This window comes from Candidatus Methylobacter oryzae (assembly GCF_003994235.2).
Lineage (GTDB): Bacteria > Pseudomonadota > Gammaproteobacteria > Methylococcales > Methylomonadaceae > Methylobacter_A > Methylobacter_A oryzae.
Genome location: NZ_RYFG02000106.1, coordinates 57,545 through 80,063 on the forward strand (window position 1 = coordinate 57,545; position 22,519 = coordinate 80,063).

The window sequence follows — 22,519 nt, forward strand, 5'->3', positions numbered from 1 at the left end:
CATGGCTTTTAAACCGCAATCGGAAGACGAAGGAGCGATGAGCGAGATTAACGTCACGCCTCTCGTTGACGTGATGCTGGTGTTGGTGATTATTTTATTAGTGACCGCACCGTTAGTAACTCAATCCGTGCATGTAACCCTGCCGAAAACCGCCGAGACCACGGCGGACATTAAGGAGCAGCCGTTGCAGCTCGGCATTGATGCGCAAGGGGGAATAACATTAAATAAACTTGCAATAACGGATCTTTCCGCGCTGGAAACCGCATTGAAGGCGGAACTTTCAAGAAATCCGGAAATTGGCTTGCATTTATTTGCCGATCAAGCGGTTGTTTATGCAAAAGTCGCCGAAGTCATGGCAACTGTGCAGCATTCAGGGATTACTAAAATAGCGTTCGTAACTGAAAAGCAGTAGCGCTTCTTTGTATATAAGCTCCGGCAAAAATCTCTTGGCGGTTCTATTCTTCGTGTTTTGTTAATATTTTACATGCAAGTTTTTCATTGATTAATAGAAGCGTTTAATTCGGTTTTAACGTTGCGTTATCGATCCCATAAACCAAGAATATAATTTAAAATACTCGTTTTGAAGTTATTTACTAAAACTATGCCTACTCCTATTCTTCTTTTTTTGCCCGCAGGCCTTGTCCGTCTGAGCTTGATGAAAGCTGACGTGAGTAAGAGTCATGGTTATATCTATCAATAAAAGCTATACTTTTACTGCTCACTTATATTTTCTGTCGGCGGTACTGGCCAACTTTGTTGGTTCTTTCTATTTCTAGTATCTGCAATTCGAGGTCTTGCACTGGGTATGATATCCAGTTGATTCCCTGCCGGTTTCTTAATCTAATTGAATATTTGCTATGTCAACAACACAAGGTCACTCCAAACAACAAGTCGCTGTTTTGGCGCTAAGCGCAATAGGCGTTGTTTTTGGCGATATCGGAACCAGCCCTTTGTATGCGGTTAAGGAAGTTTTCGGTAGTCATTTGCCGATTGATAAAACTCATGTGCTAGGCGTGTTATCGCTGATCTTTTGGGCATTGACTCTGGTTGTAACAACCAAATACGCGATCTTTATTATGCGGGCTAATAATAAAGGCGAAGGCGGGATTATGGCGTTAATGGCTTTAGCATTACAAAGTGCCAAAGATAATCCGCAAAAAGCGCGCTTTATTATTACGATTGGTTTGCTTGGTGCTGCTTTGTTTTACGGCGACGGCATTATTACCCCGGCAATCTCTGTATTAAGTGCGGTCGAGGGCTTGCAAGTCATTGCGCCTTCTTTAAGTCATTATGTGTTGCCGATTGCTATTACCGTACTTGCCGGTCTTTTCATTGTGCAGGCTAAAGGGACAGGGGCGGTCGGAAAAATGTTCTCACCGATTATGTGCCTTTGGTTCGGCATTTTAGCCATTCTCGGCATCAATAATATTATCAGCGCTCCTGCCGTATTGGCCGCAGTGAATCCTTACTATGCGGTTCATTTATTGCTTGAGTTGGGCTGGCATGGTTTTTTAATTATGGGGGCCGTCGTTTTGGCAATAACCGGCGCCGAGGCGCTTTATGCCGACATGGGGCATTTCGGTTTAAAACCTATCCGTTACGCTTGGTTTAGTTTTGTTTTTCCTGCGTTATTGCTGAACTATTTCGGGCAAGGTGCGTTATTGCTTGAACATCCCGAGGCAGTAAAGAATCCTTTTTATCTATTGGCGCCGACATGGGCAATGTACCCGCTATTAGTTTTGGCGACATTAGCTTCGGTTATTGCATCGCAAGCCGTTATATCCGGCGCCTTCTCGGTTACAAGGCAAGCGATACAGTTGGGTTATTGTCCGCGGATGAATATTTTGCATACATCGGGCTTGGAAGTAGGGCAAGTGTATATCCCTGCGATCAATTGGTTGTTGATGGTTTCGGTGTTTGTGGTGGTGTTGAGTTTTGAATCTTCTTCGGCGCTGGCTTCCGCTTACGGTATTGCTGTTACCGGGACTATGATTGTCGATACGCTTCTCGCATTTATTGTTATTAAAGGCATTTGGCAATGGAAAAGGCCGGCTAGCGTTGTTTTTTTGACAATTTTTCTGACAGTGGATTTTCTGTTTCTCTCTTCCAACAGCCTGAAAATACCGAGCGGAGGCTGGCTGCCTTTAATCATTGGGGTTGTGTTGTTCCTAATGATGACCACATGGATTCAAGGTCGCGCTTTATTAGCGGAATATATGGATGAGAGGCGCGTGCTATTTGAAGACTTGGAAGAGAAGATAATCAATCACGAAGCAGTCACCGTTAAGGGTTCGGCTGTCTATCTGGCTAAAACCATACATGGTGTGCCGCAGGTGTTTTTACATAATTTTGAACACAATCATGTGTTACACGAACAGATCATGGTGTTAACTGTTGTTACCAAAGACGAGCCCTATGTTGATGTGGCGCATCGGATTAAAATTCGTGCATTCGGTCACGACAACAAATTTTACCGAGTTAAGCTTTACTATGGTTTTAAGCAAAATCCCGATGTGAGGCAAGCTTTGGAACAATGCGCCCAGGAAGGCTTGAGCGTCGATTTTAAGCAAACATCGTTTTTTATCGGTAGTGAAAGGGTCTCTTTTCGGAAGAAAAGTCCCATGCCTAAATGGCGCAGACCCTTATTCAGGTTTTTATTCCATAATGCTTCAAGCGCGATAGAGTTTTTCAAGATCCCCGTTGAGCATGTCATTGAATTGGGTATTCGTATCGAGCTTTAAAAAATATAATTGGCTTTTGTTTTAAATTCAACTGCTTATTAGAGCCTGCCTGTGAGTTGTGTTTCACAAAAGCCCGATCCAGACCTCTAACACGAAATATTCGTTTACAACGCGACAGCGTTCAGATTCTCGTCTTCATACAAACGCGTTTTCTTCCAGCCGGCAAATTTGTTGTCATAAAATTCAAGATCGTTATCAATTGAAAATTCATAACAGCTTCTAAACAGCTTGGCTGTACGGAATGCATGTAATTCATCGTCTGCCGTTACTTTATCTACATTGCCAACCTGAAAGGTTTTATTTTTGGATTTGCCGTTGCTGACCCAAAAAACGGTATAGCAAAGATAACTTTTATCTTTACGATGGTCATATTTAATGGTCCGGGATACGCCGGTGACGCCGGTGGTGGTTTTGTTTTTTGGCGGTTTAAGAAATCGTGTTTTGCTGCCTTTTAGAACAGTTAACATTTGATCGCGCCAAGTGATTGCGGCTTTTAAAGACTTGCTTTTGTTACCCCACAATTTATGTGAGAAGTAACGGCTGCTTTCTTTTCCACGCCTGACTATGCGCACCTGGAAACCGAACACATCGGGTTCGGTGATATGTTTATTTTTTGCCATGATAAAATTCCATAGAACAAATTAATAAGATGAATTTAACAGCCAAGTTAGGGCGACAGGCTTCAAAAAAGCTTGAAGAGAGTTAATCCCTGACATCATTGTAAGCTATAGATGACAAATTATGGCTAAAATTAAAATTAAATCAAGCTAAAAATCACAACAATTTCGCAGATTCCTACTAATCTAGTGTACAATTTCTACAATCCACTGCTTCAGTGGCTGGTACTAAAGTTAACAATTTTTTTGTTTTTTCATTATTTATTTGGAGATAGTCAATGAGCGTATTAGTCGGTAAACAAGCACCTGATTTTACAGTTCCTGCTGTTCTAGGGGATGGGCAAATAGTTGATTCGTTTAGTTTTTCTGAGGCCACTAGAGGCAAATATGCAGTGGTTTTTTTCTATCCGTTGGACTTTACGTTTGTTTGTCCAAGTGAGTTGATCGCTTTGGATCATCGTATGGATGCGTTCAAAAGCCGCAATGTTGAAGTGATTGCTGTTTCTATAGACTCTCATTTCACACATAACGCATGGCGCAATACTCCTATCAATAAAGGAGGTATCGGTCCTGTTCGTTATACGATGGCGGCGGATATATCGCACTCAATTTGCAAAGATTACGATGTCGAAGCAGATGCGCCTGCAGTGGCTTATCGCGGTACTTTCCTGATTGATCGCGAAGGCAAAGTCCGCCACCAGGTTGTTAACGATTTGCCTTTAGGTCGTGACATGGATGAGTTGTTGCGTATGATCGATGCGTTGCAATTCCACGAAGAGCATGGCGAAGTATGCCCGGCGGGCTGGCGTCAAGGTCAGGCAGGTATGAATGCAAATCCTGCCGGTGTTGCAGAGTATCTGGATCAACATGCCGAGAAGTTATAAGCTGCGGTTTTTATAGTACCGACTTAACTCGTACGCGATATAAACAAGGGCTTAGATATTTAATATCTAAGCCTTTTTTATTGGCCTGGAAGAATAAAAATAGCCTGTCAGCGCTAGTAATACAACTGTAGTGCTAGCGGGAGGGGATTTTTTTCAAGAAAGGAGAGTATCGCTACACCTTAATAGTGATAGGGAGTGAATTAAGTCTGATTGCTAGCCAGGCTGATTTTGTGCAACATCTTGCGATTCGTTCAGAAACTTCCGGTAGTTAATTGAAACCTTTAGCCCTGCAAAGCGTCCGGCCATTCTCACCAGTTCCTGAGTTTTTTTATCAAAGCTGATTTTAACCTCATTTAAGGCGCGATCTTCATAGCCTTCTTCGATATGGTGGGTTTCTAGTAGAAAACGGTAAGTATAAATTTCCAGTTCCCCTTCATCCTTAATTTCAAAAGGCTTACCCAACTGTGCAAGAACAGCCTCTTTTTTAGGTAAGTCCTCAGAAATCTTATCCAGCAACGCCGAGTTAGCTTTAAGCTGCTGTTTTTCTTTATCGATCTCTGCTCCACCTATGGAACGTAATGAAACTTCTAAAAATTTGGGTGGGGCAATTGCCAAGAAAAGCGAAGAAAAAGACCAGGCAATCAAGCGGTTCTCTTTATTAAAGTTTAAGTCCGAATAGAATTTTACTTCGGGTTTTATCAGCTTATTATTACCGTCAACTTTACGAAACCAGTATCGCCAACGTCTGCCTTCGTTGGTTGGGTCGTCCTCGCTGGCATAAAGTTTGGATAAAGAAACAAAGTCTTTACTATAAAGAATAGGGTCTTTAAAGAGCAGGGTAAATTCATCATTTGATACAACAGAAAAGTGACGATCGAATTCACTCATTTGCAGGTAAACTTGATATGCCCGAACCCAGTACATGCAGCCGGATAATGAAGCTGTCAACGCAAGTAGAAAAATAGCACGAAGACTCCGTTTGATTATTCCTGTTTTCATAGGGCCGTCGATTAATGTCTCGTTTCGGAGTCTAGGGTAGCGCTTTTCTTGGACAGGATGCTTTCTACATCAATTTTATCAAAGTGATAACGCTCACTGCAGAATTCGCAGCTTACTTCAATAATATCCCTCTCCATCAGAATCTCTTCCAATTCAGTCCGCCCCATGGAAAATAATGTTTGTTCGATTTTCGATCGTGAACAAGCACAGCTAAACTCAACCGGTTCCGCGTCAAATACCCTGACTTTTTCCTGGTTGAATAAGCGATATAGCAGTTGCTCGCAATTCAGTTCGAATAATTCCTGTTCGGTTACGGTGTTAGCTAAAATTTCGATATGCTCCCAGTCGCGTTTGTAATTATCTTGCGCGGGCAGCTCTTGTAATAGTAATCCTACTGCATGGGTAGCATTGGCAAATAGCCACAAACGGGTCTTAAGTTGTTCGGATTGTTCGAAATAAGTTTGCAGGGCGCTAGCTAAGTTGCTGCCTTGGAGCGGAACAATGCCTTGATAAGACGGGCCGTTCTCCGATTCTATTGTTAATACCAGTCGCCCGTGGCCGAATATATCTTCCAGTGAACCGGGAGCTACATTTTCCTTACCCCTTATTAATCCTCGTATTTTTCGTTGGTCTGTTGCCTGAGCAACCAATGTTTTAATGTCGCCATCGCCTTGGGCTTGAAGTATCATCGAACCTTTAAACTTCACAGTCGCAGACAACATGACTACAGCCGCAAGCGCTTGTCCCAATTGTTGTTGCACGTTTTCAGAGCCGAGCTGATGGAGTTTTGCCGCTTGCCAACTATTAGTTAATTTGACCCACTCCCCGCGAACACCTAAATCTTCAAATAAAAAGCGGCGTAATAAATCTTGCTCTATCATATTTCTCCAGTTAAAAAGCGTGCATTTTCCAGTATCAGGATCATAATAATCCGTCTGGACAATTGTATAAAAATACCACAGGCTATGATTTTTTCATCAAAAAAACTTATCTTACCTGATCCTAAAGATGCTTTACCGGGCAGGAACACATCTATGCTCGTTACCAACAAGCATTTTGTAACTGGCAAGCCAATACTTCCTCCATTCCCTGAGATAATGGAGCAGGCTTTGTTTGGCATGGGTTGCTTTTGGGGGGCTGAACGGAAATTTTGGCAGTGCCACGGCGTTTTTAGTACGGCAGTTGGCTATAGCGGCGGGTACACACCGAATCCAACTTATGAGGAAGTATGCTCCGGTTTAACTGGGCATAGCGAGGTTGTCAGAGTTATTTACGATCCCGCTGTTGTTTTATATCGCGAGTTGCTCCGGATTTTTTGGGAATCTCATAACCCCACGCAAGGTATGAGGCAAGGCAATGATATCGGTACTCAATATAGGTCGGGGATTTATACCTATACCCAACAGCAGTTCAATGAAGCGATTGAGTCAAAACAGCATTACCAGCATCAGCTGGTTCAATCAGGTTTTGATCAAATATCCACCGAGATTATGCCAGCCAGTGAATTTTATTATGCCGAGGATATGCATCAGCAATATTTGGCCAAAAATCCTACGGGTTACTGCGGTTTAGGGGGATTAGATGTGCCCTTCTGTGAGTCGTGATTTTACAGGGCAAAAAAAAGGCGGTTAAAAAACCGCCTTGAAAAATATTTAGGAAGAATATAACGCAACTTTTCAGCTATGGTGCTCTACAAGAGCCTTAAAAGTTAGGTTAATAATATCAATAGTTCGTGCAATATAAAATGTGACATATTGTCGCAGTTATATATTGTTGCTTAATTTATAATTAATAACGAGCGGATAATATACTTAAATACGCTTAATTTATCTATTTCATACTGTATTTTAAAAATGCTTTCATACGCTTCGCCTAAATCAGAATTTTCCGCTCGGCAAAACCTGAAGTGGTTGTTTATTCTTAGAAATTTGATGATAGTCAGTGAGGTTATTCTGATTGTCTTGTCCGTATACGGCCTTAACATCCGCCTGCCGGAGCAGCCGCTTTGGCTGGTTATACTGTCGATAATTGTAGTTAATATTTATACTTCAATGCGCTTGCAGACAGAGGACCCTGTTACGGAATTGGAGATTTTTTCTCAATTGGTTCTTGATGTTTTTGGTATTACTGCACTGTTGTACCTAACCGGTGGAGCATCAAATCCCATTACTTGGGTCTTTCTGTTACCTCTGATCATCACAGCTATCATGCTGCACCAATCCTATGCCTGGTATATGGTGATTCTAACCACCACCATGTACACGGCATTGATGGGCTATAATATTCCGTTGCCGTCGATAGAGCCTCATATGCCCAATCCGGAAATGAAATATTCCGATGCGAAAAATTATGAGCTGTTGCAACAAGTTCACGCTATGAGTGACAGTCACTATTTTAATCTACATATTTTCGGCATGTGGTTTGGTTTTGTATTCAGCGCAGGATTGGTGGCATTTTTTGTGGTTGAATTGGCTAAAACCCTGAAGGCGCAGGAGCGAAATCTGGCAGATGCTCGTGAAAATGCGCTAAGAGATGAACGTGTTGTGGCATTGGGTACTTTAGCGGCCAGCGCTGCTCATGATATGGGGACGCCATTAGGTACTATTGCTATTATTGCCCATGAGCTTGAGCAAGAGTATCCGATTCATCGTTTCTCTGATCTACATGAAAAATTATTGATAATGCAGCAACAGATTGATCGATGTAAAACTGCGTTATCGGTAATGTCCGCTTCGGCGGGAGAAATGCGAGCCGAATCAGGCAGTGCTATGTTGCTAACTGATTATATCGATGAGGTAGTAAATCAATGGCGCACGTATAAACCGTCGGCAAAGCTATGTTTCTTTATTAATCCTGACGTTGCAATGCAAGCAAAAATCATTGCAGAGCTTACGTTGACCCACTCGATTATTAATATTTTAAATAATGCGGCTGAAGCATCTCCTCCAGAAAAAGGCATCGAATTTCATGCGTCATGGGATTTAGATAGCGCAGTTATCAAAATTAGGGATTTTGGTCCCGGTCTGCCTTCTGAATTAATTGATTTTGCCGGCAAGCAGCCCGTCGTTAGTAAAAAACGCGGCTTAGGAGTAGGGTTATTTTTGGCTTATTCCACAATTAATCGTCTAGGCGGTAAAATTCATTTTTACAATAGCGAGTCGGGCGGAGCCTGTGTGGAAATCACCCTTCCTCTTTTAAATGCAGAGAGCAATAATGACAACGCAGGAAATGGATAAGCCACGGCTGCTGCTAGTGGATGATGATGAGACTTTTTGCAAAGTCCTGAAGAGTGCGTTAGAAAAAAGAAATTATGAGGTATTGGTTGCTAACGACGTCAAAACAGGAATAGCGTTCGCTGAACGTTATTTACCGGAATACGCAGTAATTGATTTACGTATAGGGCATGAATCCGGGCTGGAATTGGTGAAAAAACTGATATCTCTAGACGATAACACCACTTGTGTAATGTTAACCGGATTTGCCAGTATTGCTACTGCCGTTGAAGCGATAAAATTAGGCGCCACGCATTATTTGACCAAGCCGGCTAATGCGGATGAAATTGTCAGCGCCCTGCATAAAAATGAAGGCGATTCTTCGGTTTCGATTAGCGAGAATCCTTTGTCTGTAAAGCGTCTGGAATGGGAGCATTTGCAAAAAGTTTTGATGCAGCACGACGGTAATATTTCAGCCGCTGCTAGGGCGCTGAACATGCATAGGCGCACTTTGCAAAGAAAGCTGGATAAAAAACCGGTTAAAGAATAATAGTTCTAAGAAAAGCCCTTTCACGTTGTTTTCTAAAAATTTACATGTAGCTTAAGGTTAAGGCGCTTTTAAAGGTTGCCTCAGAAGCGCTACGTGCATATATTAGTAAAATTTATCCCTGCCTCCACCTTGTCTATAAAGCGGGCATAGTTTTAAGTTTTTGCTCATCCTTTGGCTCGGCAATTTCCGTAGATTCATTTTAATGTTTAATTGCCGGCTATGAAGTTTGCTTGGTTGGTTTTGCATTAGATTCTCAAAATATTTACATCAATTTTCATTTGGTTATCGTGTTATATCTTGCTGTTTCGTAATTACTAGTCAAATCTTGTTGTTCCGTTAATTCTGATGAGGCTGATTTTTTTTATTTATAGTTTTGACACAATGCCGTTTCTCATGATAAAAAGTACACTGTCGTTTATACTTAATTCGACAAGCAACTTAATAAAGAAAATTTATTAGGTGGCCCCTTTGAGGAAAGGGAATACTATAATATATAAACTATTCGAGGATTTTAAAATGGCTGAAGAACAAGAAAAAGACAACACATGGTTGATTGCTGGTGTTGCTATCGCTGCTGTTATTGTATTAGTTGTTCTGTTGAAACAAGACGAAACTAAGCATTTACAAAGTGGTGCTGTTGCACAAAGTAACGCTGAAGTTTTCTCAAAAATAGACGCGAAAAAAGCTAAAAACAACTAAAAGCTCGTAATAAGCTGAAAAGTTTGTAGTCAACTAAAAAGTACCTCTCGTGCACTGACGGGGGGTACTTTTCTAGATTCATAAATTTCTACATTTTTTGAACATTCGGTACGATAACTGTTCAAATAATTCCGCCTAGCATTAAACAGTTTCCCATTTCAATTTTTAAGATTTGGCTGCTTCTACTTGAAACTGTCTTTATCCAACCCCGTATTCGTTTGGTATTAAAAAGCATCCCTGCTGAGCATTAGTTAGGCATCTTTTTTCAAGTCCTGGATTTTTTCTTCCAACATTTTTACTCTTTTTAAAAGCTCGGGTAACTTGCTAATTGCTATTTGCTCTTTATAGGCTGTTTTTTTATCTTTTGCCGGACTGCCGAAAACCTGTGTACCTGCTTCAATATCGCCAGCCACACCGGAGCGCGCCATGACTACCGCACCACGGCCTATTGTGACATGATCGGCGATTCCTGAGCTTCCTGCCAGAATTGCATAATCCTCAATGTTGCAGGAGCCTGACACGCCCGTTAAGCCGCACATGATTACATTTTTGCCAACCTTGTTATTGTGTCCAATCTGCACCAAGTTATCGATTTTGCTGCCTGCACCTATTAATGTGCTCCCCAATGCGCCCCTGTCTATACAGGTATTGGCGCCGATCTCAACATTATCCTCAATAACCACATTACCGACCTGAGGAACTTTGACATGCTCGTTATTTCTAAATTTATAGCCAAAGCCGTCGGCACCAATAATGGCTCCAGAATGGATAATCACATTATCTCCAATGACGACGTCATCATAGATAACGGCATAAGGGTAAATGCGGCAGTTTTTGCCTAGTTTTGTGTTTTTACCAATATAGGCTCCGGCATGTATTTCGCTGCCGTCACCAATGTGGGCGTTTTCGCTAATAACTGCGTAAGGGCCAACATACAGATCATTGCCCAGAGTCACGCCGGTTTCCAGCACAGCTTGTGGCGCAATTTGCCGGTTATAATTTCTGGCAGGGTGCAGTAATTCAACTGCTCTAATAAAACTGATTTCAGGGTCGGCGCAAATTAACAGCGCCATTGTTTCGGGGACATCTTCGGCATTAAAGTCTTCTGCAATAATGCAGGCTGAAGCAGCGGAGTTTTTTATATGCCGGGCATAACGACTATTAGTCAATTGCGTAACTTGTCCATGGTTTGCCGATGTAATGTCCGCTGCTGAATGGATAGCTATCGATAGATCTCCGCCTTTAATCCGAGCACCACAAAAATCGGCAAGTTCTTTTAATGTAATCGGCATATTGGTCTCTGCTGTTATTCCTGAATGGGGCCAAAGCGGCTGGCACGTTATTGAAAATATAAGTTTAGTTTAATAGAGCTAATAAACAATCGTATTGCCTGTATTTGAGCGGCAGCATAATACGAAGATAAATTTGGCTGCATGAGTCTTTTTTTTGTTTTTGGCATCCAAATACTGCGATTAAATAACTACCTTGCATCGCTATGCCAGTGTCCTGATTTGCCGCCATCTTTTTCCAGTAAACGGACTGACTGGATAACCATCCCTCTATCTATGGCTTTGCACATGTCGTAAATGGTTAATAGGGTAATTTGTGTCGCATTTAGCGCTTCCATTTCTACGCCGGTCTGTCCGTTGGTTTTTACTGTGGTTTGACAACGTATCCGGTTATTATCGGTTTCTGCGTTTAAATTAATCTCTACATGCGTTAGCGGCAAAGGATGACAGAGCGGGATCAGGTCCGCGGTTTTTTTGCTGGCCATGATGCCCGCTATTCTTGCTATGGCCAGCACATCGCCTTTTTTGTGTCCGCCATCTATGATCAGCTTGAGAGTTTCCGGCTGCATTTCAATATAGCCTTCAGTGACAGCAATTCGGTTTGTGACAGCCTTATCGCTGACATCCACCATGTGGGCTTCGCCGGATTGATTAAAGTGGGTTAAAGCGGGCATTTTTCTGTAAAATTAACAATAAAAGAGCAAATATATTTTTATTATAACAACTGCCGGTTAATAAAACTAAAAACGGACGACAGACGTCCTTTGCAAGTAATTCTATTTTTTGAGATTGAGCGCTGATCATGTCAATTAAGGTTCGTTATTTCGCCAGCTTGAAAGAAAATATTGGCCGTTCGGAAGATAATCTGGAGTTTTTTGGATTAGCTACGGTCGCTGATGTATGGCGCGCCGCTAACCCGGATAAAGTGCTGCCCGATAATACATTGGCGGCAGTAAATATGGACTATGTCGAATTAAACGGTGTTGTTAATGATGGCGATGAAGTGGCTTTTTTTCCGCCAGTGACCGGAGGCTGACCGTGAATATAAAAATTTACGCTAAACCTTTTGATCCATGGGCGGAAATTCAGGCTTATCAGCATTCTGCTCAGGATATGGCCGGAAAGTTTGGCGCAACCAGCATTTTTATAGGAACGATGCGGGATTTCAATGAAGGTGATGATGTTAAGGGCATGACCCTGGAACATTATCCCGGCATGACCGAAAAACAATTGGCAAAAATCGTTGCCGAAGCATCGCAACAATGGCCGGTCATCGATGTCTTGGTGCTGCACCGGGTCGGCGATATATTGCCTAATGAGCCGATAGTGCTGGTGGCGGTATGGACATCGCACCGCGGCGACGCCTTCGATGCAAGCCGCTATATCATGGAAGCGTTAAAATCGAGAGCGCCTTTTTGGAAAAAGGAGCTGTTGAAATCACAAGCCGAGCGCTGGCTGGTAAAAAATACCGACGGTTATCTGGCCGGTTCGTCGTAATTAAATAGGAAACACCTAAATGCAGGGACAATTGAGAAAAATGCACACCCGGCTGGGGCTGGATAGTTCGGAGCCGGTCCAGTATCAGTTGCCGTTAGGCGATCAACTAATCGCTTTAAATCCGTTGCTCGGTAAAGCGATTAAATTAATGTATACCGGCAATATCCTGTGCGTACATTGCAATAGATCGATTAAAAAGAGTTTTAACCAAGGTTACTGCTATCCCTGCTTTACTTCGTTGGCGCAATGCGACATGTGCATCATGAAGCCGGAAACTTGCCATTTTGAGTCCGGCACCTGCAGGGAACCGTCATGGGGCGAGGAGTTTTGTTTTCAGCCGCATGTGGTTTATCTGGCTAACTCCAGCAGCATCAAGGTAGGTATTACCCGGCAAACGCAAGTGCCAACGCGGTGGATAGATCAAGGCGCAGTGCAGGCGCTACCGATTTTTAAAGTGCAGTCGCGCCATGTTTCGGGGCTGGTTGAAGTTGCGATTGCCAAACATGTCAGCGACAAAACCAGTTGGCAGCAAATGCTTAAGGGTAAGGCAGAGTTCATTGATCTAGTTGCAAAAAGAGATGAGTTAATCTCTGTTTGCGAGGCCGAGTTGGCTGAAATTACCCGGCGTTTGGGGCGGCAATCGATTGAGCTTTTAACCGATCAGCCTATTGTGGATATTCATTTTCCGGTTGATAACTATCCGGTCAAGGTCAAATCCTTCAATCTTGATAAAAATCCGGAAGTGTCCGGAGTTTTGCACGGTATTAAAGGTCAATATTTATTGCTGGATACCGGCGTCATTAACATACGCAAGTTTAGCGGTTATGAGGTTGAGTTTTCCGAGCAGTAACGGCTGTAAATTAAATCGCCTTGGTTGGGATAGTGAATCATGGACGGGATCAGGATGAAAAAGGGCAAGAGATACATGTACAATTTGCCTAAAAACCTAGTAAAATGCGTAGATTACGTAGCCTGTAAAAGGCTATTGCCAACAACAATTCATATGATCTTCTTTAAAGCACCCCGGGTATTTGAATCTTGAGTTTTTAGAAGCGCATATAATTGGCTTAATTTGAAAGTTTATTTGAGGGTATTAGCGTGGAGCTAAACGGCGCACAAATTGTAATTCAGAGTCTTAAGGACGAAGGCGTAGAATATATTTTTGGCTATCCCGGCGGGGCAGTACTGCATTTGTATGATGCTCTTTTCCAGCAGGAAGATGTCAAACACATTCTGGTCCGGCACGAACAGGGCGCAACGCATGCTGCGGACGGCTATGCCCGTGCGACCGGCAAACCGGGTGTCGTTCTGGTCACTTCAGGGCCAGGTGCGACCAATGCGATAACAGGCATTGCAACTGCTTATATGGACTCAATCCCGATGGTGGTTATTTCCGGCCAAGTTCCGTCGCCGGTCATCGGCAGCGACGCGTTTCAGGAAGTCGACATGGTCGGCATTACTCGTCCCTGCGTGAAGCATAACTTTTTGGTCAAAGATGTAACCAAGCTGGCCGAGACTATTAAGAAAGCGTTTTATGTCGCTACTACCGGGCGTCCCGGTCCTGTTGTCGTGGACATACCTAAAGACATAACCGATCCTAAAATAAAAGTACCTTACAAATACCCTAAGAAAGTCTCTATCCGGTCTTATAACCCGGCGGTTACAGGCCATAAGGGGCAGATTAAAAAAGCGGTGGATTTATTATTGACGGCCCAAAAGCCGATCATTTATTCCGGCGGCGGTGTGATTTTAGGCGAGGCTAGCAAGGAGTTGGTTGAATTCTCCCAATTACTAGGCTTTCCGGTCACCAATACATTAATGGGATTAGGCGCTTACCCCGCAACCGACAAGCAGTTCGTCGGTATGTTGGGCATGCACGGCACTTATGAAGCCAACATGGCGATGCATGACAGCGACGTGATCATTGCTATCGGTGCGCGTTTTGATGACCGCGTTACCGGCAAATTGGACCAATTTTGCCCACACGCCCAAATCATCCATATCGACGTTGATCCGGCATCGATTTCCAAGACCGTTAAAGTCACAGTTCCTATTGTCGGTGAAGTTAAACCGGTATTGGAGCAGATGATGGAAATGCTCAGGGAAAGTAAAAAGAAACCGTCGAAAAAAGCGTTGGAAAGCTGGTGGAAACAAATTGAACAATGGCGCGCGATCAAATGCATGGAATATGACCGCAACAGCCCGTTGATCAAGCCTCAATATGTGATTGAGCAATTGTACGAAGTTACTAAAGGCGAAGCCTACATCACTTCGGACGTCGGCCAGCATCAAATGTGGGCGGCACAGTATTATCCGTTCGATAAACCTCGCCATTGGATTAATTCCGGCGGCTTGGGCACAATGGGTTTTGGTTTGCCCGCGGCCATCGGCGTTAAACTGGCGTTTCCCGAGTCGGAAGTCGCTTGCGTGACAGGCGACGGCAGTATCCAGATGTGCATCCAGGAATTATCGACAGCATTGCAATATAACGCGCCGGTAAAAATTATTAACCTGAACAACAGTTATTTGGGCATGGTTAGGCAATGGCAGGAATTCACCTACGAAAGCCGTTACTCGCATTCGTACATGGACACGATTCCCGATTTCGTCAAACTGACTGAAGCCTACGGCCATGTCGGCATACGTATCAGTAAACCCGAAGAAGTCAGGCCGGCGCTGGAAGAAGCGTTTGCGATGAAAGAGCGCACCGTGTTTTTGGACATCCTGACCGACAGAACCGAAAATGTATATCCGATGATTGAAGCCGGCAAAGCGCATAACGACATGAAATTGAGAGTGGCGAACGGCACATCGACCGACAGGGAGTTGGCATAATGAGACATATTATTTCTATCCTGATTGAAAACGAATCCGGCGCCCTGTCGAGGGTGGCGGGTTTGTTTTCCGCGCGCGGTTACAATATCGAATCATTGACCGTAGCGCCTACCGAAGATCCCAGTCTGTCGAGAATGACGCTGGTGACTCGCGGCAACGACGATATTATCGAGCAGATCACCAAGCAGTTGAACAAACTGATCGATGTGGTCAAACTGATCGATTTGGCCGATTCCGTTCATATCGAACGGGAGTTGATGATGGTCAAGATCAGGGCTACCGAGCAAACCCGCGAGGAAATCAGGAGCCTGGCGGATATATTCCGCGGCAAGATTATCGACGTAACCCCAACCACTTATATCGTGGAAATGACCGGCCCATCCAGCAAACTGGATGCTTTTATCGCCGCTATCGATGGCGATACTATTATTGAAGTCGTTCGTTCCGGGCCTACCGGTATTTCAAGAGGAGAGAAAGGGCTGCATCTTTAATGCTCTAGCCTTTCGCCTTACTAATTTTAAACACACAAAAACAGGAAAAACCATGCAAGTTTATTACGACAAAGACGCCGATCTTTCAATCATCAAAGGTAAAAAAGTAGCCATTATCGGTTACGGATCGCAAGGCCACGCCCATGCCCTTAATCTAAAAGATTCCGGCGTTTCAGTTGTCGTGGGCTTGCGTACAGGATCGCCTTCAGTGGCTAAGGCAGAAGCGCATGGCTTAACCGTGCAGCCGGTTGCTCAAGCGATTGCCGGAGCGGACATCGTGATGATCCTGACGCCTGATGAATTCCAATCGAAATTGTATAAAGAAGAAATCGAACCCAACATCAAGCAAGGTTCGGTATTGGCGTTTGCCCACGGCTTCTCGATTTTGTACAACCAAGTCGTGCCTCGCGCCGATTTGGACGTCATCATGATCGCGCCTAAAGCGCCAGGCCACACAGTACGTTCCGAATTCGTTCGCGGCGGCGGTATTCCTGACTTAATCGCAGTTCATCAAGATGCTTCAGGCACCGCAAAAGCGATTTGCTTGTCTTATGCGTCAGCTATCGGCGGCGGCCGTTCAGGCATTATCGAAACCACGTTCCGCGACGAATGCGAAACCGATTTATTCGGCGAACAAGCGGTATTGTGCGGCGGTGCGGTTGAACTGGTAAAAATGGGCTTCGAAACCTTGGTTGAAGCGGGCTATGAGCCAGAAATGGCCTATTTTGAATGCTTGCACGAATTGAAGCTGATTGTCGATTTAATGTTTGAAGGCGGCATCGCCAACATGAACTACTCCATTTCCAACAATGCTGAGTACGGCGAATACGTTACCGGTCCACGCGTGATCAACGAAGAAAGCCGTTGGGCAATGCGCGAAGCATTGAAAAACATCAGAAACGGCGAATACGCAAAGCAATTCATTCTGGAAGGTATGACCAACTATCCTGAAATGACTGCAAAACGCCGTCTGAATGCCGAGCATCCGATTGAAGTCGTCGGCGCCAAGCTGCGCAGCATGATGCCTTGGATCAAAGCGAACCAAATCGTCGATAAAACTAAAAACTAATCCGGTTAGTTTGACAGTAAAAAAGCCCGTCTTCATGACGGGCTTTTTTTTGCCTTTAAAAATGAAAGTTGACCGCTGTTTTTGCTAGTAATTACAATGTAATTATATTTATTCCAAGAGGGTTAAGCATGGCGCATCTAATTAAAATAGGAAATTCACATGGCATCCGGATCCCGCAAGCACTGATTAAACAAGCCAATCTTCAAGACCGGGAATTTGAGTTTCATGTTGTCGATGACGGCTTATTAATCACTCCTATAAAGAACAAGCGGCAAGGTTGGAAAGAACAGTTTAAGAAAATTTCAGCGGCTCAGAGTGAGCAGGACTTTAACAACAGCCATGTCCATTTAGATCATAGCCCAGAGCTACCGACCGGAGAGGAATGGGAATGGTAGTTCGCCGGTTTGATGTTTACCTGGTTGAGCTCGATCCTGCTGTCGGCAGTGAAATCAGAAAAACCAGACCTTGTGTGATCATTTCGCCGAATGAAATGAATTGCTTGAAAACGGTATTGATCGCGCCTATGACGACGAAAGGTTTTGATGCGCCCTCAAGAGTTAAGCTTCAATTTCAAGAAAAGAGCGGACTTGTTTTGCTGGATCAATTGCGTTCGGTCGATAAATCAAGGCTGGCTAAAAAGCTTGGTGCCGTAGACATTAAAACGCAAAAACTGATTTCATCGACCTTGGTCGATATGTTCGAGCTGTAAAGATCGGGTTGAGTTATTGTTCATTAGGTTTTGCACATAGGATGTATTTTTTAGAAGCAATGCGGCCAACCGGCCATGGCCGAACTGGTGGCAAAATTCGCTTCGGATAAATCAAGTTAACCCCGGGCGACCAACCTGACCGGCAGCCCGCCTTTGGGCTTTATTGTCACCGCCATTTCCGCTTCGGTTTCTTCGTTGCTAAGCAGCTGTACATCGAAATGCCGCAGCATCATGCCGAGTAAAACCTGGCTTTCCAACAACGCAAAATGGTTGCCGATGCAGACACGCTCGCCGGTGCCGAACGGCATGAATACAAAGCGGCGGCTGTCGTTGTTCAAGAAACGCTCGGGATCGAATTGCTCGGGTTGTTGCCAGAAATCCGGGTGATGGTGAAGGTTGTAAATGCTGAAAATCGCCAGCCGTCCTTGTTTTAGCGAGTAACCGTCAATTTCGGTATCCCTGGCGATTTTGCGCATCAAAATGCCGGCAGGCGGGTAGAGGCGCATCGACTCGTTCAGCACGGCCCTGGTATAAACAAGTTGCTGTAAATCTTCCGACGTCGGCATGCGGTCGTGCGGCAATTGCTCTAATTCCCGGCGCAACCTGGACAGCACGTCCGGATGGCGGGCCAGCAAATACAGCGTCCAGGTCAGCACGTTCGCAGTGGTTTCGTGGCCGGCGGTAAAAATCGTGATGACCTCATCGCGAATTTGCCGGTCGGACATCTTGTTGCCGCTGTCGTCGCTGGCGTTCAGCAGCATCTCCAATAAATCGGTGTGGGGTTCGGCCTGGTTGCGGCGCTGCTCGATAATTTCGTAAATAATGCCGTCCAGCAATGCTTTGGCGGCTTTGAATTGCCGGTTGGCCTGAGTTGGAACGAACAGCGGCAGGCGCAAAGGATTCATCGCCGTTTTGGCCGAAAACCGGAGCAGCGTGTCCAGTGCCGGCGCGAGACGATCCACTTTATCCAGTACGCTGGTGCTGAACATCGTTTGCGTAATCACCTCCAGCGTCACCCGCAGCATTTCGTCGGCCAGATTGACTTCGGCGTCGTTGCCCAGGCCGCGCCACCGGTCCAGCAAATGATCGCCGGCACTGACGATTTGCGGCAGCAGCGCGACCAAATTGCTGCGCTGGAAAACCGGCTGCATCAACCGCCGCTGCCGTTGCCACAGCTCGTCCCGGCTGGTCAGCAAGCCTTGTCCCAACACCAAGCCCAGGCCGGTAGGTTTTTTCGGGTCGTACATTTTGACGAACACGTCGCTTTGCTTGACTAGCGCTTGCTCGATCAGCTTGGGGTGGCTGACCAGATAGAAATGGCGCGTAACCAGCCTGAAACTGACCAAATCGCCATAGCTGCGCTGCCAGTCGCAAAATGCCTGGAATGCATTGGCTTTCATTTGACGTAAATTACCTAGTAAAAGTTCGCCTTTGACGGTTGGGATAGTTTTGTTGTGGGACATGGATAGTAGAGCTAGAGGTTCGGGGTGAATATTATTCAATATTTTGGCAGGAGGGGCATGATATTTATGACTGACCGGCGGCGAAAAAGCTATCGCTCGAAAGATAAGGCCGGCTGAAATTGGTAAAATCTGCGCTCCCGGCTTACCGTTGAGCCGAAAACAGATAAAGCATTCAAAATATCAATGACGTTACTCGATTTTTCTTTATACCAAATACTCGCAATTGCCCTGGTGTTTGTCTGGACCGGCTTTGTCCGGACCGGGCTGGGTTTCGGCGGCGCCGCGCTGGGCTTGCCGCTGATGTTGTTCATCCATAACAATCCGCTGTTATGGTTGCCTATCATCGGCGTACATTTGCTGTTTTTCTCCGGTTTGACATTGTTTAACCGCTTGCATAATGTCGATTGGCCGTATTTGCGCGCTTCCGCGGTTTATATTATCCCCGCCGCTTTCGTAGGCATTTTCGGGCTGCTGAACCTGCCGGTGTTATGGCTGAACGGCTTTATCTATTCGGTCACCTTGTTTTACGGTTTTACCTGGATGCTTAACCGAGGCATTCAGAGCCGGCATGTTTGGGCGGATAGAGCGCTGTTAATGTTAGGCGGCTACGTTGCCGGGATTTCCTTGACCGGCGCGCCGTTGATGGTCGCTGTCTATATGCGCAACGTCAGTAAGGATAAGCTGCGGGACACCTTGTTTATCCTGTGGTTCACGTTGGTCAGCATCAAAATGACGACGTTTATCGCCCTGTCCGTCGATTTGCATTTTCTCACGGCACTGGCGTTGTTACCGATTGCCGCGATAGGGCATATAGCGGGTTTGAAAACGCATGACACTATTATGCGCAACGATTTGATGTTTAAACGCTGGATCGGCGGCGGGTTGGTTACGGTGAGTTTGTTGGGATTATGGCAGTTGTATAGTCAATTTGTTCAGGATTTTATGAAAAGCTTCAGCTTGATTTGATAGTTCCGTCGGGCATGCTGTTTATGCCCAACAATCAGATAGACTAATAGTGTCGGGCAACGAAAAAACTTAGCTAAATAAAGTCCAATAAAGTGCCTTATGAGGCTAGCGGGCTGGCCCATTCCTCGCTGCATCTTCACCGAATCGGCGGAAAGTGCGATAGCAAGCGCAGTGCTTATCCTTTAAGGTTAAGCTGTTAGTGGTAAAGAAAAAATTATGTTCAACGCCGCTTGAAAAATAACCGGACTTCTTTTTACTTTTTGCGGCTTATAAAATATAGATTACATTGCTATCAGTATTTGATAGCATTTGCCTCTATGAAAGCCAAGCATCTAAAAACCTTGCATTCCGTATTTGCCTTGCCTACACGAGCGTCTATTGTATTTGCCGAGCTTGAGGCACTGCTAATCGCATTGGGTGCCGAAAAGACCGAGCGCGAAGGTTCGCGTGTGAAATTCATGCTACAGGGCATGGAATGGCATGCGCACCGGCCACACCCAGGAAAGGATGCCAAGAAATATCAGGTTGAGCAATTACGCGAAATGCTGAGCAAACTGGAGATTAAACCATGAACACTATGACTTATAAGGGCTATACAGCCCGCATTGAATTCGATGATCGCGATTCTATATTCGTGGGCCGGGTACTGGGAGTAAAAGCCATCATCGGTTTTCATGGCGAAACAGTAACCGAATTACGTGCAGACTTCGAAGCCGCTATTGACTTCATGATTGAGGGTTGCAAGGCGCGCGGCGAGTCGCCGGAAAAGCCCGCCAGCGGCAAATTGATGCTGCGTGTGCCTCCGGAGGTTCATGCTGCGGCGCTGGTAGCCGCCCAGGCTACCGGCAAAAGCCTTAATCAGTGGGCTGCCGAGATACTTGGAAAAGCGGCTCATGTTTAACGGATAAAAGTTGCGTAGTCCGTATGTAGTATAGCGGAATATGGGATGATTGAAGCCATGAAGCTCCTTCCGCAAGCCCCTGATTGGCTGCTTGCTTTTATGTCAGAAGAATGCACAATTCAAGACCTGACCCCGTGTTTCTTAAAGGTCGGGCATAACCGTTATAGCCTTCCATCGCGATGGACACCGATAATTGGTGTTTCAGTTCATGTTGCTGAATTCTTTTAAAAAAAGTTTCGAAGCCTTGTTTCGTATGCGGAATTTCAAACTCATCAAGCAGATTCCCGTCAGACAAGCCAACGGCAACTGAATGGAACCTACAACCAATATCCAAACTGACGCGGATTTCTGGAAATACGGCGGTTGACATAATGGACTCCTGATAGTCTGATAAGGAAATACACCCATCAGCCTCGTCTACTTGCAGAGTCACAAAGAATTGGACATCATCCCGGTAGGCTTGTATGGATGATGTAGGTGACGAGGGCGGCATTTCAAAGTCGAGCCAACATACGTTGCGGACCCTAAGAGCCACACCCTCGCCAGGAAAATAGACTACGCTTTCTCAACAAGGGTGTCACCTACAAAATACAATGGTAGACCCCGTGTTTCTTCTTACCTGGATGCTTAACCGAGGCATTCAGAGCCGGCATGTTTGGGCGGATAGAGTGCTGTTAATGTTGGGCGGATACGTGGCCGGGATTTCCTTGACCGGCGCGCCGTTGATGGTTGCGGTCTATATGCGCAACGTCAGCAAGGATAAGTTGCGGGATACCTTGTTTATCCTGTGGTTCACGTTGGTCAGCATCAAAATGACGACGTTTGTTGCCCTGTCTGTCGATTTGCATTTTCTAACGGCACTGGCGCTGCTACCGATTGCCGCGATAGGACACATAGTGGGCTTGAAAACGCATAACGCTATTATGCTCAACGATTTGCTATTTAAACGATGGATCGGCGGCGGCTTGGTTACTGTGAGTCTGTTGGGGTTATGGCAGTTGTATAGCCAATTTGGTCAGGATTTTTTAAAAAACACTGGCTTGATCTGATTGCTTCTAAAATTAGTTCCGTAGTAGGTCGAGCATGCTGTTTATGTCCGACAATTAGATATACTAATAGCGTCGGGCAACGAAAAAGCTGTTGCCCGACCTATGAGAGCTATATTTGCCATTCCAGTTGCAAAGGTATCTTAAGCGCTATTTCCTGATAATGTTGGCGAATGGTTTCGGGGCTGAGGTTTAGTTTTTTTGCGACTTGTTCTACTTGGTCTTCTGTAATGGGTTCTAAAGGATCTTGCCAGGGAGCAATACTGTCAAGGTCACGTGACAGTAATTTTATTTTTACGTTTTCAAAGTTATGTTGTGCTAAAGCCCCAAGTGCTTCTTGACGGATATCTTCATGTTTGTCTTGCAAACACAGCTTTAGCAGCGGATAAGTTTCTGTCCGGTCTTGATAATGCTGAGCCAAAGCCTCAATGGCAGTCCGGCGAACATTTTCATCTTTATCCTGTAGGCACTGAGTCAATAGAGGATAAGTTTCCGTCCGGTCTTGATAATGCTGAGCCAAAGCCTCGATGGCAGCCCGGCGAACATTTTCA

General features: G+C 45.0%; 27 protein-coding genes. 19 read left to right on the forward strand and 8 right to left on the reverse strand.

The features are described from left to right. The first annotated feature begins 1 nt into the window (after position 1). Together EKO24_RS14515 and EKO24_RS14520 are read left to right on the forward strand one after the other, a co-directional pair. Positions 2-412 (forward strand): ExbD/TolR family protein, encoded by a 411-nt coding sequence (locus tag EKO24_RS14515; protein WP_127029338.1) that lies wholly within the window; start codon positions 2-4, stop codon positions 410-412. Positions 413-857: 445 nt separating this feature from the next. After that, on the forward strand, positions 858-2,741 hold the full coding sequence (locus EKO24_RS14520) for a potassium transporter Kup (protein WP_143733234.1): 1,884 nt from the start codon (positions 858-860) through the stop codon (positions 2,739-2,741). Positions 2,742-2,845: 104 nt separating this feature from the next. Here the strand turns inward: EKO24_RS14520 and EKO24_RS14525 are convergent, their stop codons facing one another. Beyond that, positions 2,846-3,361, reverse strand: a complete 516-nt coding sequence (locus tag EKO24_RS14525; protein WP_127029340.1) for a hypothetical protein — start codon at positions 3,359-3,361, stop codon at positions 2,846-2,848. Between the two features lie 275 nt (positions 3,362-3,636). Here EKO24_RS14525 and EKO24_RS14530 point away from each other — a divergent pair, with 275 nt between their 5' ends. Next, complete coding sequence (locus tag EKO24_RS14530) at positions 3,637-4,242, forward strand: peroxiredoxin (RefSeq protein ID WP_127029341.1); 606 nt, start codon at positions 3,637-3,639, stop codon at positions 4,240-4,242. A gap of 213 nt (positions 4,243-4,455) precedes the next feature. Here EKO24_RS14530 and EKO24_RS14535 read toward each other — a convergent pair whose 3' ends face one another. Next, on the reverse strand, positions 4,456-5,241 hold the full coding sequence (locus EKO24_RS14535; protein WP_127029342.1) for a hypothetical protein: 786 nt from the start codon (positions 5,239-5,241) through the stop codon (positions 4,456-4,458). A gap of 11 nt (positions 5,242-5,252) precedes the next feature. Beyond that, entirely contained in the window at positions 5,253-6,122 is an 870-nt protein-coding gene (gene hslO, locus EKO24_RS14540) for an Hsp33 family molecular chaperone HslO (protein ID WP_127029343.1), read from the reverse strand. Between the two features lie 84 nt (positions 6,123-6,206). Between hslO and msrA the strand changes: the two genes are divergently transcribed. The 4 genes from msrA to EKO24_RS14560 all read left to right on the forward strand — a co-directional run bounded on the left by msrA (position 6,207) and on the right by EKO24_RS14560 (position 9,702). After that, entirely contained in the window at positions 6,207-6,845 is a 639-nt protein-coding gene (msrA, locus tag EKO24_RS14545) for a peptide-methionine (S)-S-oxide reductase MsrA (protein WP_127029364.1), read from the forward strand. Positions 6,846-7,094: 249 nt separating this feature from the next. Continuing rightward, the gene (locus tag EKO24_RS14550; RefSeq protein WP_127029344.1) at positions 7,095-8,477 is read left to right on the forward strand and encodes an ATP-binding protein; all 1,383 of its coding nucleotides are present in this window, start codon (positions 7,095-7,097) and stop codon (positions 8,475-8,477) included. Then, on the forward strand, positions 8,455-9,003 hold the full coding sequence (locus EKO24_RS14555; protein ID WP_127029345.1) for a response regulator transcription factor: 549 nt from the start codon (positions 8,455-8,457) through the stop codon (positions 9,001-9,003). Before EKO24_RS14550 ends, EKO24_RS14555 begins: the two co-directional genes overlap by 23 nt. Positions 9,004-9,519: 516 nt before the next feature. Beyond that, the gene (locus EKO24_RS14560) at positions 9,520-9,702 is read left to right on the forward strand and encodes a hypothetical protein (protein WP_127029346.1); all 183 of its coding nucleotides are present in this window, start codon (positions 9,520-9,522) and stop codon (positions 9,700-9,702) included. A gap of 251 nt (positions 9,703-9,953) precedes the next feature. On the opposite strand, the gene lpxD is transcribed toward EKO24_RS14560, so the two are convergent. Next, positions 9,954-10,994, reverse strand: a complete 1,041-nt coding sequence (gene lpxD, locus EKO24_RS14565; RefSeq protein WP_127029347.1) for a UDP-3-O-(3-hydroxymyristoyl)glucosamine N-acyltransferase — start codon at positions 10,992-10,994, stop codon at positions 9,954-9,956. Positions 10,995-11,182: 188 nt separating this feature from the next. Beyond that, on the reverse strand, positions 11,183-11,665 hold the full coding sequence (gene moaC, locus EKO24_RS14570) for a cyclic pyranopterin monophosphate synthase MoaC (RefSeq protein WP_127029348.1): 483 nt from the start codon (positions 11,663-11,665) through the stop codon (positions 11,183-11,185). A 128-nt stretch (positions 11,666-11,793) separates the two neighbouring features. Here moaC and EKO24_RS14575 point away from each other — a divergent pair, with 128 nt between their 5' ends. From EKO24_RS14575 to EKO24_RS14610, 8 genes are all read left to right on the forward strand, one after another. Then, positions 11,794-12,027 carry a MoaD/ThiS family protein gene (locus EKO24_RS14575; protein WP_127029349.1) on the forward strand — a complete coding sequence of 78 codons (234 nt, stop codon included), beginning with the start codon at positions 11,794-11,796 and terminating at the stop codon, positions 12,025-12,027. A gap of 2 nt (positions 12,028-12,029) precedes the next feature. Beyond that, the gene (locus tag EKO24_RS14580) at positions 12,030-12,488 is read left to right on the forward strand and encodes a molybdenum cofactor biosynthesis protein MoaE (RefSeq protein ID WP_127029350.1); all 459 of its coding nucleotides are present in this window, start codon (positions 12,030-12,032) and stop codon (positions 12,486-12,488) included. 19 nt (positions 12,489-12,507) lie between these two features. Further along, the gene (locus EKO24_RS14585) at positions 12,508-13,338 is read left to right on the forward strand and encodes a DUF2797 domain-containing protein (protein ID WP_127029351.1); all 831 of its coding nucleotides are present in this window, start codon (positions 12,508-12,510) and stop codon (positions 13,336-13,338) included. A 248-nt stretch (positions 13,339-13,586) separates the two neighbouring features. Further along, on the forward strand, positions 13,587-15,323 hold the full coding sequence (locus tag EKO24_RS14590; RefSeq protein WP_143733235.1) for an acetolactate synthase 3 large subunit: 1,737 nt from the start codon (positions 13,587-13,589) through the stop codon (positions 15,321-15,323). After that, on the forward strand, positions 15,323-15,814 hold the full coding sequence (ilvN, locus tag EKO24_RS14595; RefSeq protein ID WP_127029353.1) for an acetolactate synthase small subunit: 492 nt from the start codon (positions 15,323-15,325) through the stop codon (positions 15,812-15,814). The genes EKO24_RS14590 and ilvN overlap by 1 nt, the downstream gene beginning before the upstream one ends. A 52-nt stretch (positions 15,815-15,866) precedes the next feature. Then, on the forward strand, positions 15,867-16,883 hold the full coding sequence (ilvC, locus tag EKO24_RS14600) for a ketol-acid reductoisomerase (RefSeq protein ID WP_127029354.1): 1,017 nt from the start codon (positions 15,867-15,869) through the stop codon (positions 16,881-16,883). Between the two features lie 128 nt (positions 16,884-17,011). Beyond that, positions 17,012-17,278, forward strand: coding sequence for an AbrB/MazE/SpoVT family DNA-binding domain-containing protein (locus tag EKO24_RS14605; RefSeq protein ID WP_127029355.1), 267 nt, complete (start codon positions 17,012-17,014; stop codon positions 17,276-17,278). Further along, complete coding sequence (locus EKO24_RS14610) at positions 17,272-17,592, forward strand: type II toxin-antitoxin system PemK/MazF family toxin (protein WP_196240028.1); 321 nt, start codon at positions 17,272-17,274, stop codon at positions 17,590-17,592. The genes EKO24_RS14605 and EKO24_RS14610 overlap by 7 nt, the downstream gene beginning before the upstream one ends. Before the next feature lie 116 nt (positions 17,593-17,708). Here EKO24_RS14610 and EKO24_RS14615 read toward each other — a convergent pair whose 3' ends face one another. Further along, positions 17,709-19,055: a cytochrome P450 gene (locus EKO24_RS14615; RefSeq protein WP_127029357.1), complete on the reverse strand. Its 1,347-nt coding sequence runs from the start codon at positions 19,053-19,055 to the stop codon at positions 17,709-17,711. A gap of 183 nt (positions 19,056-19,238) precedes the next feature. On the opposite strand from EKO24_RS14615, the gene EKO24_RS14620 reads away from it, so the two are divergent. From EKO24_RS14620 to EKO24_RS14630, 3 genes are all read left to right on the forward strand, one after another. Next, the gene (locus EKO24_RS14620; RefSeq protein WP_127029358.1) at positions 19,239-20,021 is read left to right on the forward strand and encodes a TSUP family transporter; all 783 of its coding nucleotides are present in this window, start codon (positions 19,239-19,241) and stop codon (positions 20,019-20,021) included. Positions 20,022-20,338: 317 nt separating this feature from the next. Beyond that, the gene (locus EKO24_RS14625) at positions 20,339-20,593 is read left to right on the forward strand and encodes a type II toxin-antitoxin system HicA family toxin (protein WP_127029359.1); all 255 of its coding nucleotides are present in this window, start codon (positions 20,339-20,341) and stop codon (positions 20,591-20,593) included. Then, complete coding sequence (locus EKO24_RS14630) at positions 20,590-20,922, forward strand: type II toxin-antitoxin system HicB family antitoxin (RefSeq protein WP_127029360.1); 333 nt, start codon at positions 20,590-20,592, stop codon at positions 20,920-20,922. The genes EKO24_RS14625 and EKO24_RS14630 overlap by 4 nt, the downstream gene beginning before the upstream one ends. Before the next feature lie 97 nt (positions 20,923-21,019). On the opposite strand, the gene EKO24_RS14635 is transcribed toward EKO24_RS14630, so the two are convergent. Then, complete coding sequence (locus EKO24_RS14635) at positions 21,020-21,292, reverse strand: hypothetical protein (RefSeq protein ID WP_127029361.1); 273 nt, start codon at positions 21,290-21,292, stop codon at positions 21,020-21,022. Between the two features lie 223 nt (positions 21,293-21,515). Here EKO24_RS14635 and EKO24_RS14640 point away from each other — a divergent pair, with 223 nt between their 5' ends. Then, the gene (locus tag EKO24_RS14640) at positions 21,516-21,971 is read left to right on the forward strand and encodes a hypothetical protein (RefSeq protein WP_241674558.1); all 456 of its coding nucleotides are present in this window, start codon (positions 21,516-21,518) and stop codon (positions 21,969-21,971) included. 109 nt (positions 21,972-22,080) lie between these two features. Here EKO24_RS14640 and EKO24_RS14645 read toward each other — a convergent pair. After that, positions 22,081-22,519: HEAT repeat domain-containing protein (locus EKO24_RS14645; RefSeq protein ID WP_143733236.1), on the reverse strand; the 439-nt coding region annotated here is incomplete at its 5' end.

Excerpts from the sequence above, each read along its gene's own strand:
- EKO24_RS14515 (WP_127029338.1), top strand. The coding sequence starts at position 2 with ATGGCTTTTAAACCGCAATCGGAAGACGAAGGAGCGATGAGCGAGATT.
- EKO24_RS14520 (WP_143733234.1), top strand. The coding sequence starts at position 858 with ATGTCAACAACACAAGGTCACTCCAAACAACAAGTCGCTGTTTTGGCG.
- EKO24_RS14525 (WP_127029340.1), bottom strand. The coding sequence starts at position 3,361 with ATGGCAAAAAATAAACATATCACCGAACCCGATGTGTTCGGTTTCCAG.
- EKO24_RS14530 (WP_127029341.1), top strand. The coding sequence starts at position 3,637 with ATGAGCGTATTAGTCGGTAAACAAGCACCTGATTTTACAGTTCCTGCT.
- EKO24_RS14535 (WP_127029342.1), bottom strand. The coding sequence starts at position 5,241 with ATGAAAACAGGAATAATCAAACGGAGTCTTCGTGCTATTTTTCTACTT.
- hslO (WP_127029343.1), bottom strand. The coding sequence starts at position 6,122 with ATGATAGAGCAAGATTTATTACGCCGCTTTTTATTTGAAGATTTAGGT.
- msrA (WP_127029364.1), top strand. The coding sequence starts at position 6,207 with ATGATTTTTTCATCAAAAAAACTTATCTTACCTGATCCTAAAGATGCT.
- EKO24_RS14550 (WP_127029344.1), top strand. The coding sequence starts at position 7,095 with ATGCTTTCATACGCTTCGCCTAAATCAGAATTTTCCGCTCGGCAAAAC.
- EKO24_RS14555 (WP_127029345.1), top strand. The coding sequence starts at position 8,455 with ATGACAACGCAGGAAATGGATAAGCCACGGCTGCTGCTAGTGGATGAT.
- EKO24_RS14560 (WP_127029346.1), top strand. The coding sequence starts at position 9,520 with ATGGCTGAAGAACAAGAAAAAGACAACACATGGTTGATTGCTGGTGTT.
- lpxD (WP_127029347.1), bottom strand. The coding sequence starts at position 10,994 with ATGCCGATTACATTAAAAGAACTTGCCGATTTTTGTGGTGCTCGGATT.
- moaC (WP_127029348.1), bottom strand. The coding sequence starts at position 11,665 with ATGCCCGCTTTAACCCACTTTAATCAATCCGGCGAAGCCCACATGGTG.
- EKO24_RS14575 (WP_127029349.1), top strand. The coding sequence starts at position 11,794 with ATGTCAATTAAGGTTCGTTATTTCGCCAGCTTGAAAGAAAATATTGGC.
- EKO24_RS14585 (WP_127029351.1), top strand. The coding sequence starts at position 12,508 with ATGCAGGGACAATTGAGAAAAATGCACACCCGGCTGGGGCTGGATAGT.
- ilvN (WP_127029353.1), top strand. The coding sequence starts at position 15,323 with ATGAGACATATTATTTCTATCCTGATTGAAAACGAATCCGGCGCCCTG.
- ilvC (WP_127029354.1), top strand. The coding sequence starts at position 15,867 with ATGCAAGTTTATTACGACAAAGACGCCGATCTTTCAATCATCAAAGGT.
- EKO24_RS14605 (WP_127029355.1), top strand. The coding sequence starts at position 17,012 with ATGGCGCATCTAATTAAAATAGGAAATTCACATGGCATCCGGATCCCG.
- EKO24_RS14610 (WP_196240028.1), top strand. The coding sequence starts at position 17,272 with ATGGTAGTTCGCCGGTTTGATGTTTACCTGGTTGAGCTCGATCCTGCT.
- EKO24_RS14615 (WP_127029357.1), bottom strand. The coding sequence starts at position 19,055 with ATGTCCCACAACAAAACTATCCCAACCGTCAAAGGCGAACTTTTACTA.
- EKO24_RS14620 (WP_127029358.1), top strand. The coding sequence starts at position 19,239 with ATGACGTTACTCGATTTTTCTTTATACCAAATACTCGCAATTGCCCTG.
- EKO24_RS14625 (WP_127029359.1), top strand. The coding sequence starts at position 20,339 with ATGAAAGCCAAGCATCTAAAAACCTTGCATTCCGTATTTGCCTTGCCT.
- EKO24_RS14630 (WP_127029360.1), top strand. The coding sequence starts at position 20,590 with ATGAACACTATGACTTATAAGGGCTATACAGCCCGCATTGAATTCGAT.
- EKO24_RS14635 (WP_127029361.1), bottom strand. The coding sequence starts at position 21,292 with ATGTCAACCGCCGTATTTCCAGAAATCCGCGTCAGTTTGGATATTGGT.
- EKO24_RS14640 (WP_241674558.1), top strand. The coding sequence starts at position 21,516 with ATGGTAGACCCCGTGTTTCTTCTTACCTGGATGCTTAACCGAGGCATT.